The following is a 9,448-nucleotide window of genomic DNA, read 5'->3' on the forward strand; positions in this document are numbered from 1 at the left end:
CCAGCCTTCATTTATTATTAATCTAGAACCTTAGCGTCGTTCGCTTTATTTAATAAACTACGGCTTTGGGTTAAAAAGTGCGCCGTTGAATCTGAGAAATAAGATTTTGCATCAGCAAAAGCATCAATTAATGCGGGCTTATCCCCTGCTTTTAGCTTTTCAAGCGTTTGCGAAAACAAAGACTGATACTGCGCCAATAAGCTTTCGACATTGTCAAACTGCGCTAACATAATATCGGTGTATAGCTCTGGCGATTGCGCAAATAAACGGCCAACCATCATTAGCTCTAATTGATAAATAGGTGATGAGCAACTTCTTAACTCGGCAAGTGTATGCCCCTGTTTTGCTAAAAACTGACCGTACACAAAGGTGGTTAAATGACGCATAACCTGAATAATTTGCATTGCTTCGTCATGCTTTTTGGCCTCAAGTTCAACCAACTGACAACCCCATATTTGTAGCTGTTTTAATAACCCTTGTGCCACCTCATGACTACGCCCTTCACACACCACCACGGTTTGTTTCACCCAATGGGAAATATCAGGTCCAAACATTGGATGTAAACCAACAACTGGCCCACTATGTACTTTTTTAAGCACAGCTAATGGTGCTTGTTTAACTGATGTAATATCAACCAGCAAACAATCATCATCAAGCTTTGGAAGCGTGTTAACAACTGTTTCAAGAGCATTTATTGGTACACTGATCATCACCAGTTTTGCACCTTTTAGAATATCCGCTGCCTGTGATTGCTGCGCTTTATCTAAAATTTTGACTTCGTAACCCGAACGCTGAAATTGTTTTGCAAATAACTGCCCCATTGCCCCTTCACCACCAACAATAACAATTGGCGATAATTGTGGGTCGGCACAGGCTAATTTGGCTTGTTGATTTTGATAAGCTTCACGCATCATGCGTCTGAGAATGTCTTCGACTAAATCAGGATTTACACCTTGATTAATAGCCTCTTGACGTCGTGCAGCTAATAAATCAGCTTCTCTATCGGGTGCATGTAATGGCGCGCCAGTTTGTTGTTTTATTGCGCCAATTTGTTGAGTAATACCATTGCGCTTTGCAAGTAAGGCAACCAGTTGCGCGTCGCATTCATCTATACTTGTTCTTAGCTGCACTAAATCACTTATCTCTGCCACGTTCTCATTCCATCCAAAAAAGCAAAATCGTAAATTAAAACTTACAAAAAAGTAAACTAATCAATACGATAAATACTAACAGGATACGTTAGGGGTTAAAAGGCAAATTATTGAAAAGATCACTATCAGTTGTTCAACTAAAACCAAGGTGGAAACGGTAGTAAGTAACCTAAACGCTAGATAATAAATCTATCTCAAGCAGCTATTTCAGCGCTAACTAAATTGAATTTACGTAGGGTCAGATTAAGTAGAGAATCTTAAAAAGTGGCTTAAGCCACTTCTATTAAGTAACCGGCGAGCGGTTAAGGAGAACTATTAGTATTCTAATGCCATAGCCGCAAGCGACATAACACTGTCGAATGATTCTGCGCCAGCGATAAATAGGCCATTATGGCAAAACATAGCATCATCGATACCGGTTACCGCTTGAAATTCATCATCCGATAATCCTGCCCATGGTGCAGGTAATGACTTTCTGTCTTCAAAAGAGCCTAATTCTGCAGGCACCGTTTGCACTATCCACTTGCCTGAATGAGATGGGTAAACGACAAATAATGCCTCATCAGATAAACTATGTACGGTTTTTTTCCACGGAGTATAGCGCTCTAATACGATTAATCGAGGATCATCAGCTTGTTTTATTGCTTGAGCAACAATCTTTTTAGCATTTAAACCACCTCGTGCAGAAGCTACAAAACGAATCAGTAAAGTGTGTGCAAATTCAACCGCTTGATCAAAAGCAGCATCAAAATCACTTTCCTCTTCCCATGTTGGATTAAACATAGAAATTGTTTGGCTTAAGCTAATGCCTGTAGCAACCCCTTCAACATGACCACAATCAATGGCATCAACAGTTGATACAAGCCCTGCATCCACCGCATTCGCCACATCTTGGTTATCATCACATATTGCTAAGCCATATTTCTTCCACACCAAGCCAAATGACGAAAAAGGAATACCATTTTCACGAGCACCAGCACCGCCACGCTGATGGTGATCAAATCGGTCAGTTTGTGGGTCATATTGACCACCAACATCAATAACCACATCGGCGTCATTAATAATCGAATTATCGCGTGTGCGGATCAGGGTAAAAGAAGGGAAAATAATTTTAAGTGCAGCGATACTAAAAACATCATCTGCGTGAAAATTGCCGTTGTGTGTAACTATCGTTTTATCATTCATTTTTGTACATCATTTTTGCAAGAAGTGAGAAGATAATGTGATTTGAAGTGAACCACACTTTAACGCATGCAGGTTAAGGTGTGTATTGGTTTTTAAATGTAGCGATATAAAAATTGCAATAGCATTAAAACCAAAACGGGTCGCAACCCAAAGGTTGCAACCCGTTTTTTTGCGTTGATAAACAGCGCGTATTAGTTAAGTTTTTCTCTAATACGTGCAGATTTACCAGAACGCTCACGTAGATAGTAAAGCTTAGCACGACGAACCGCACCGCGACGCTTAACTGTTACGCTATCAATAAGAGGGCTGTGCGTTTGGAATACACGCTCAACACCTTCACCGTTCGAGATTTTACGAACTGTGAATGCTGAGTGAAGACCACGATTACGCTTAGCGATTACAACACCTTCAAAGGCCTGTAGACGCTCTTTAGCACCTTCTTTTACTTTTACCTGTACAACTACTGTATCACCAGCGCCGAATGCAGGTACGTCTGTTTTAAGCTGCTCTTCTTCAAGCGCTTTAATAATATTTTGGTTTACTTTTGCCATTATGTTTCTCACTTTCCTAGGTGTAACTGTCTTCTAGCCACAAGCTTTTTGGTACTCTTGCTGAAATTTCGCGAGTAATACCGCTTGCTCCTCAGTCAGAGCTAGGTTATGCAACAAGTCAGGACGGCGAAGCCAAGTTCTACCTAATGACTGCATAAGCCGCCATTTTGCTATCTCTTGGTGGTTTCCGCTGAGTAATACAGCAGGCACCTGTTTGTCGTCCAATGTTTCTGGCCGTGTATAGTGAGGACAATCTAGCAAGCCATCCGAAAATGAATCTTGCTCTGCTGACTGGTTGTGTCCTAAAACCCCTGGCACTAATCGCGCTACTGCGTCAATTAATGTCATGGCAGGTAGTTCACCTCCACTCAAAATAAAATCACCAATTGACCATTCTTCGTCAACGTACGATTCTATTATTCTCTCGTCTATACCTTCATAGCGACCGGCAATTAAAATCAGTTTTTCAGAGTTTGCGAGTTCGCTAGCCCCTTGCTGATCTAATTTGCGCCCTTGTGGCGACATATAAATTACTTTTGCACCATCACCTGCAGCCTGTTTGGCTTCAAGAATGGCTTGTTTTAATGGTTCAACCATCATTAACATGCCTGGCCCGCCCCCGTAAGGACGATCATCTACGGTTCTATGCTTATCAGTTGCATAGTCACGTGGATTCCAGCTGTTAAAATCGATTAAGCCATTTTTAACAGCACGACCGGTTACACCTTGCGTTGTAATTGCATCAAACATATCCGGGAAAAGGCTGATAACCCCTACCCACAACGAACTTGTTTGATTCATTAAAAGCTTGGATCCCAATCTACAGTAATTTCTTTCGCATCATATTTAACTTCTTGAATAACTGAATCAGTTAAAAAAGGAATTAAACGTTCTGCTTGGCCAAATGCATCTTTACTGTTTGCTTTCACAACTAGTACATCATTTGAGCCTGTCTCCATAAGGTCATCAACAATGCCTAAGTTATAACCTTTATCAGTTACAACCGACATGCCGATGAGATCTCGCCAATAGAATTCACCTTGCGGTAATTCTGGTAGCTGCGCCGAATCAACAGAAATTTCTACATTGGTATAAGCCATTGCTTGGTCTCTGTCATTTACTTGCGCAAACTTAGCGATAAAGCCTTTGTTGTGGCGACGCCAGTCGACCACTTCTAAGGATTGCCATTTACCTTGCTGCCCTATCAACCACGGGCTGAAATCGAAGATCCCTTGGGGATCATCAGTAAATGAATGCACCTTAAGCCAGCCCTTTATACCATATGGGGCGCCGAGCTTTCCTACGACAATTATTGATGAGGTGTTCTCTTGACTCATGGTTACACTTACGCCTATTAAGCCGCTTTACGAGCGTCTTTAACTAATTTAGCTACACGATCTGAAAGACCTGCGCCTTGACCTAACCAGTGTTCAACACGTGGTAAATCTAAACGAAGTTTTTCTTCTTGACCTGAAGCAATTGGGTTAAAGAAACCTACTTTCTCGATGAAGCGACCGTCACGCGAGAAACGGCTATCCGCAACCACAATTTGATAGAAAGGGCGTTTTTTAGCGCCACCACGTTGCAAACGAATAGTTACCATACCGTCCTCTAAATAGATTGACTGTTTTCATTAATAAGATTTACTCCCCAGTATGGGGAGCCGGTGAATTGTACGAGTTTTTAGCAACAATGCAAGTAAGAAGTGATGCAAAAAGCCAGTTTAGTAGATTAAACCGTGATCCAAGATGAAAAAGTATATGAATAAGCTATTCTGTGCATAGTTTATCCAACAATAAAGAGGCATTTTGCCTCTTTATTGATTACTTTTTATCTCGTATTGGAGGTGTTGAAGGTTAAATTATTAAAATTTTGGACCACCGCCACCCATCATGCCAGGTGGTAACATCCCTTTCATGCCACGCATCATTTTTTGCATGCCACCTTTACCTTTCATCTTCTTCATCATTTTTTGCATTTGCGTAAATTGCTTAAGCAGTTTATTGATCTCTTGTACTTGAGTACCAGAGCCCGCAGCAATACGCTTTTTACGCGAACCTTTGATGATTTCTGGGCGTGCACGCTCTTTTTTGGTCATAGAGCTAATAATCGCTTCCATTTGAATAAAGGTTTTATCACCCATTTGCCCTTTAACCGCATCTGGGATGTTTTGCATGCCAGGCAGTTTATCGAGCATCGACATCATGCCACCCATGTTTTTCATTTGCTTTAGTTGATCAGCAAAGTCATCCAGCGTAAAGCCATCACCTTTAAATACTTTTTGTGCTACTTTTGCCGCTTGTTCTTTGTCTACTTTCATCTCGACTTCTTCGATTAATGAAAGTACATCACCCATGCCTAAAATACGTGAAGCAATTCGGTCTGGGTGGAAAGGCTCAAGGGCATCAGTACGCTCACCCACACCCATAAACTTAATTGGCTTACCAGTAATATGACGAATAGATAAAGCAGCACCACCTCGGGCATCACCATCTGTTTTAGTCAGTATCACACCGGTCAGCGGTAAAGCTTCGTCAAATGCTTTTGCTGTATTTGCCGCATCTTGACCTGTCATTGCATCAACAACGAATAGCGTTTCGATTGGATTAATTGCATGATGCAAGGCTTTAATTTCATCCATCATGTCGCTATCAACATGCAAACGACCCGCAGTATCGACTAATACAACATCAATAAATTTCTTTTTCGCATGAGAAATGGCGGCAGTTGCAATATCAACTGGTTTTTGCGAAATATCACTTGGGAAAAATTCTACATCAACTTCTGTTGCTAAGGTTTCTAATTGCTTAATTGCTGCTGGACGATACACATCGGCACTCACCACTAGCACAGACTTCTTCTTGCGCTCTTTTAAAAACTTAGCCAGCTTACCTACACTGGTGGTTTTACCCGCACCTTGAAGACCAGCCATCATCACTACCGCCGGTGGCTGTGCGTTAAGGCTTAGCTCTTCGTTAGCTTCACCCATGGCTTTTTCAAGTTCTTCACGAACAATTTTTATAAATACTTGGCCAGGGCTCAAGCTTTTGGTGACTTCAACACCAACCGCACGCTCTTTAACTTGCTTTACAAACTCGCGAACAACAGGCAACGCCACATCGGCTTCTAAAAATGCCATTCGCACTTCACGAAGTGTATCTTTAATGTTGTCTTCAGTTAAGCGACCACGGCCACTAATATTTTTTAGGGTTTTACCTAATCGTTCTTGGAGGTTCTCAAACATGTAACGGTTCCGAAAAGACGTTTATATCAACTCTATTAATAAGGTCGATGTTATTAAAATTCAATTGAGAATAGTATACCGTAAATGATGGCATACAATACAGTGCTGAAATGCGGCTTATTGAGTTTCTTTTTACAGGGTCTATGCATTTGCGTTGCTATAAAATACAATGCCCAGATAACGAACACGAATTATTTGACTTCAATTAAGTGGCCAAAGCAAAATGCTGATTATTAGTTTAACTATTATTGCCAGTTTATTTTATGTGTTAGCAACGTCTCACGTGCTTTCGCGATTGTTTCATCGTCAGGGACCAAGCCAAAAAATTACCATAATACTGAGCACTGTCGCTATTTTGGCGCATATGCTGCTTTTAGTAAACTCGGTGTTTAGAGTCGATGGCCAAGATTTAAGTATTGTTAATGTTGCATTACTGACTTGTTGGGTAATAGTGCTTTGTGTCACCACCGTCTCTTTAAAGTTCCCTGCAACACTGCTATTACCTGTTGTATACGGCTTTGCTGCCCTGTTAACTATTGCTAGCCTGTTTATTCCTCATCACGTTTTACTTCATAGCATTAATGTAGAGCTTGCGTTAGTTGCGCATATTTCACTGTCGTTATTAGCCTACTGCACCTTAATTATTGCCACCCTTTACGGCGTACAATTTTACTTTATTGATAAACGTTTGAAACGTAAAGATTTAGCAATAGTACATAGCCATTTACCGCCACTAATGGTGGTAGAGCGTCAACTTTATCAACTATTAAATTTAGGCACAGTATTATTAAGCGTGGCGCTGATTACAGGGTTTGTATTTCTTGATGGCATGTTTGCCAAAGAGTTTATTCATAAAACAATCTTATCTTTAGTTGCTTGGGCTATTTTTGCTACGATTGCCGTTGGCCATATAAAACGAGGTTGGCGAGGGAAAATGGTGGTAGTGAGTATTATGATGGCCGCATTTACACTCACACTCGCTTATTTTGGCAGCCGTTTTATACAAGAAGTGATTCTAAATAAGTTTTAACTTGACTCTGAAAGCTCACTCTAGCTTAATACGCATTGGTTTATAAAAAAAGGATCCATCGTTGGACGACATATCGACAAGTACGCTGTTTATCATTTTAGGTTTATTAGTACTTTTTTCTGCTTACTTCTCCGGGTCAGAAACCGGAATCATGTCAATCAACCGTATTCGTTTACGACACCTCGCTAAAGAGAATCATCGTGCTGCGAAACGCGTTAGTAAATTACTCAGTCGACCTGACAGGTTGATAGGTCTTATCCTCATTGGCAATAACCTTGTCAATATTGCGGCTGCCCAAGTTGCCACCATTATTGGTATTCGTTTGTATGGTGATTTAGGTATTGCTATAGCAACAGGTGCATTAACACTTGTGGTGCTGATTTTTGCTGAGGTAACGCCAAAAACACTGGCCGCCCTCTATCCTGAGCGAGTCGCTTTTCCAAGTTCGGTGATACTCAAAGGGTTACTAAAAATTCTCTTCCCATTTGTTGTCGTTGTTAACTGGATGACCAATGGTATATTGCGCTTATTTGGTATTAGCGCTGCACAAATAGATGAGCACAGCATGAGTAAAGAAGAATTAAAAACCGTGCTAAATGAATCGGGGGCGCTGATCCCCGCTCGTCATCAAAGTATGTTGACCTCTATTTTAGATTTAGAACAAGTTACCGTCGAAGATATTATGATCCCTCGCAATGAAATTGTGGCGATTGATATTAATGACGATTGGAAAATAATCAGTAAACAACTTACTCACGCTCAACATACTCGAGTGCTTTTATACCGCGACAATATTGATGATGCTGTTGGCTTTATTCACTCTCGTGATGCACTTCGCCTTTTAACTAAAGAGCAATTTGATAAGCCTTCGCTATTGCGTGCGGTACGTGAAATTTACTTTATCCCTGAGGGCACCTCGCTTAACACTCAGCTACTAAAATTTCAGTTATCAAAAGAACGAATTGGTATTGTTGTTGATGAATATGGCGACATTCAGGGCTTAGTCACTCTTGAAGATATTCTTGAAGAAGTTGTGGGTGATTTTACTACCACTCAAACTCGGACACCGAGTGAAGAAGTAACCACACAAAACGATGGCTCTTATATTGTCGACGGCGGTGCTAACGTTCGCGACTTAAATAAAGAAATGGGCTGGGAATTCCCATTAGACGGCCCTAAAACATTAAGTGGCTTGATTGTGGAGTACTTAGAAGATATCCCTGATGCTAATTTAAGTATTCGTATTGCAGGCTATCCGGTTGAAGTACTTGAGGTAAAAGAAAACATGATTAAACAAGTCAAAATTCAACCAAACAAACGTAAAAAATAAACCAATAAAAAAGGAGCCTACTGGCTCCTTTTTAATCTAATCTAAAAGAACAATCGCTCTAACCAACCTTTATCTAAATCATCTTCGCAGCGTCTTAGCTGTGCGCCATAACGGCTTGCCCGATGTTTTACTTTATTGGCAACGCTCATTAGCCATTTTTTCTTACGATAGGTGCCTCGTTTATAACCGCCCCATCCCTCATGATAATTTAAATACTGTGCGTAGGCGTCCCACTTAGACACACCATTAACTTTATGGGTTTTATAAACAAACCACGCCATAAAATCAATCGCATCTTCAAATTCGTCTCTGTCGGCGCCACTGTTACCTGTTTCACGAATATAATCAGACCAAGTAGGTGTTTTAGCTTGAGAATAGCCATAGGCATCGCTTGCACGACCAGTAGGAATTATCCATAAGAAGTATTCCATAGGCGGTGCTGCATCGTGGCGAAAAGAACTTTCTTGATACATCATGCTCATTAACACATGTTTTGGGGAGCCCCACTTTTCCTGCGCGTCTTTGGCATCAAAATACCAGTCAGATTTCTCTTCGAAAATTTTACAAATATCTTCTGGTTGCTTTGGGGGAGCTGTTGCACACCCAGCTATAGTGAGCAACAAAGATAAGGTAATAATATTTTTTTTCATTTTTTAAGATCTCACTGAACTTTTTAAAAAAGTGTGGGTCTGAATCTATGAATGCAGCAGTACAGCATTGTTTCATCCCTAAAGAATATTTACGCAGCTACTATGAGCTGCGTTTTTTTTGCCTGCTACTTACTTGGGTCTGTTGACCTTTCAAGGTTGAATTTTCAGTAGCTTGTTTGGTATTTAGGCAAGGCAGAGCCTATGTGGTGTGGTTATTCCCCATAAATAGGCGATAACGCAGCATCAATGCCAAACAGGCGCTGCCCGAAGGGTTCTGCCTAGGGGCGATTTACTCTTTGTTGCCTAC

Annotated in this window: 10 protein-coding genes; 2 read left to right on the plus strand and 8 right to left on the minus strand. The window is 40.9% G+C overall.

What is annotated here, in order from left to right; genetic code table 11:
* Window positions 1–17: 17 nt before the first annotated feature.
* From tyrA to ffh, 7 genes are all read right to left on the minus strand, one after another.
* Window positions 18–1,151 (minus strand): bifunctional chorismate mutase/prephenate dehydrogenase, encoded by a 1,134-nt coding sequence (gene tyrA, locus CWC30_RS10900; protein WP_138627077.1) that lies wholly within the window; start codon window positions 1,149–1,151, stop codon window positions 18–20.
* Window positions 1,152–1,466: 315 nt separating this feature from the next.
* Window positions 1,467–2,336, minus strand: coding sequence for an MYG1 family protein (locus CWC30_RS10905; protein WP_138627078.1), 870 nt, complete (start codon window positions 2,334–2,336; stop codon window positions 1,467–1,469).
* 191 nt (window positions 2,337–2,527) lie between these two features.
* The gene (gene rplS / locus CWC30_RS10910; RefSeq protein WP_008114473.1) at window positions 2,528–2,887 is read right to left on the minus strand and encodes a 50S ribosomal protein L19; all 360 of its coding nucleotides are present in this window, start codon (window positions 2,885–2,887) and stop codon (window positions 2,528–2,530) included.
* Between the two features lie 33 nt (window positions 2,888–2,920).
* On the minus strand, window positions 2,921–3,688 hold the full coding sequence (trmD, locus tag CWC30_RS10915) for a tRNA (guanosine(37)-N1)-methyltransferase TrmD (protein WP_138627079.1): 768 nt from the start codon (window positions 3,686–3,688) through the stop codon (window positions 2,921–2,923).
* Window positions 3,688–4,224, minus strand: coding sequence for a ribosome maturation factor RimM (gene rimM / locus CWC30_RS10920; RefSeq protein ID WP_008114470.1), 537 nt, complete (start codon window positions 4,222–4,224; stop codon window positions 3,688–3,690). Before rimM ends, trmD begins: the two co-directional genes overlap by 1 nt.
* A 17-nt stretch (window positions 4,225–4,241) precedes the next feature.
* Window positions 4,242–4,490, minus strand: a complete 249-nt coding sequence (gene rpsP / locus CWC30_RS10925) for a 30S ribosomal protein S16 (RefSeq protein WP_008114468.1) — start codon at window positions 4,488–4,490, stop codon at window positions 4,242–4,244.
* 261 nt (window positions 4,491–4,751) lie between these two features.
* Window positions 4,752–6,131, minus strand: coding sequence for a signal recognition particle protein (gene ffh / locus CWC30_RS10930; protein WP_008464738.1), 1,380 nt, complete (start codon window positions 6,129–6,131; stop codon window positions 4,752–4,754).
* Window positions 6,132–6,354: 223 nt separating this feature from the next.
* Between ffh and CWC30_RS10935 the strand changes: the two genes are divergently transcribed.
* Together CWC30_RS10935 and CWC30_RS10940 are read left to right on the plus strand one after the other, a co-directional pair.
* Window positions 6,355–7,161: a cytochrome C assembly family protein gene (locus CWC30_RS10935; RefSeq protein WP_138627080.1), complete on the plus strand. Its 807-nt coding sequence runs from the start codon at window positions 6,355–6,357 to the stop codon at window positions 7,159–7,161.
* 61 nt (window positions 7,162–7,222) lie between these two features.
* Window positions 7,223–8,491, plus strand: coding sequence for an HlyC/CorC family transporter (locus tag CWC30_RS10940; RefSeq protein ID WP_013464491.1), 1,269 nt, complete (start codon window positions 7,223–7,225; stop codon window positions 8,489–8,491).
* A gap of 41 nt (window positions 8,492–8,532) precedes the next feature.
* Here CWC30_RS10940 and CWC30_RS10945 read toward each other — a convergent pair whose 3' ends face one another.
* A complete protein-coding gene (locus CWC30_RS10945) occupies window positions 8,533–9,141 on the minus strand; it encodes a transglycosylase SLT domain-containing protein (protein WP_013464490.1) in 609 nt (202 codons plus the stop codon).
* Window positions 9,142–9,448: the final 307 nt, after the last annotated feature.

The sequence above is a fragment of the Pseudoalteromonas sp. S4741 genome (genome assembly GCF_005886135.1).
Taxonomy (GTDB): Bacteria; Pseudomonadota; Gammaproteobacteria; order Enterobacterales; family Alteromonadaceae; genus Pseudoalteromonas; species Pseudoalteromonas tetraodonis.

Bases quoted from the DNA above. Each gene is read 5' to 3' on its own strand.
- CWC30_RS10905 (WP_138627078.1), bottom strand. From the start codon at position 2,336: ATGAATGATAAAACGATAGTTACACACAACGGCAATTTTCACGCAGAT.
- rplS (WP_008114473.1), bottom strand. From the start codon at position 2,887: ATGGCAAAAGTAAACCAAAATATTATTAAAGCGCTTGAAGAAGAGCAG.
- trmD (WP_138627079.1), bottom strand. From the start codon at position 3,688: ATGAATCAAACAAGTTCGTTGTGGGTAGGGGTTATCAGCCTTTTCCCG.
- rimM (WP_008114470.1), bottom strand. From the start codon at position 4,224: ATGAGTCAAGAGAACACCTCATCAATAATTGTCGTAGGAAAGCTCGGC.
- rpsP (WP_008114468.1), bottom strand. From the start codon at position 4,490: ATGGTAACTATTCGTTTGCAACGTGGTGGCGCTAAAAAACGCCCTTTC.
- ffh (WP_008464738.1), bottom strand. From the start codon at position 6,131: ATGTTTGAGAACCTCCAAGAACGATTAGGTAAAACCCTAAAAAATATT.
- CWC30_RS10935 (WP_138627080.1), top strand. From the start codon at position 6,355: ATGCTGATTATTAGTTTAACTATTATTGCCAGTTTATTTTATGTGTTA.
- CWC30_RS10945 (WP_013464490.1), bottom strand. From the start codon at position 9,141: ATGAAAAAAAATATTATTACCTTATCTTTGTTGCTCACTATAGCTGGG.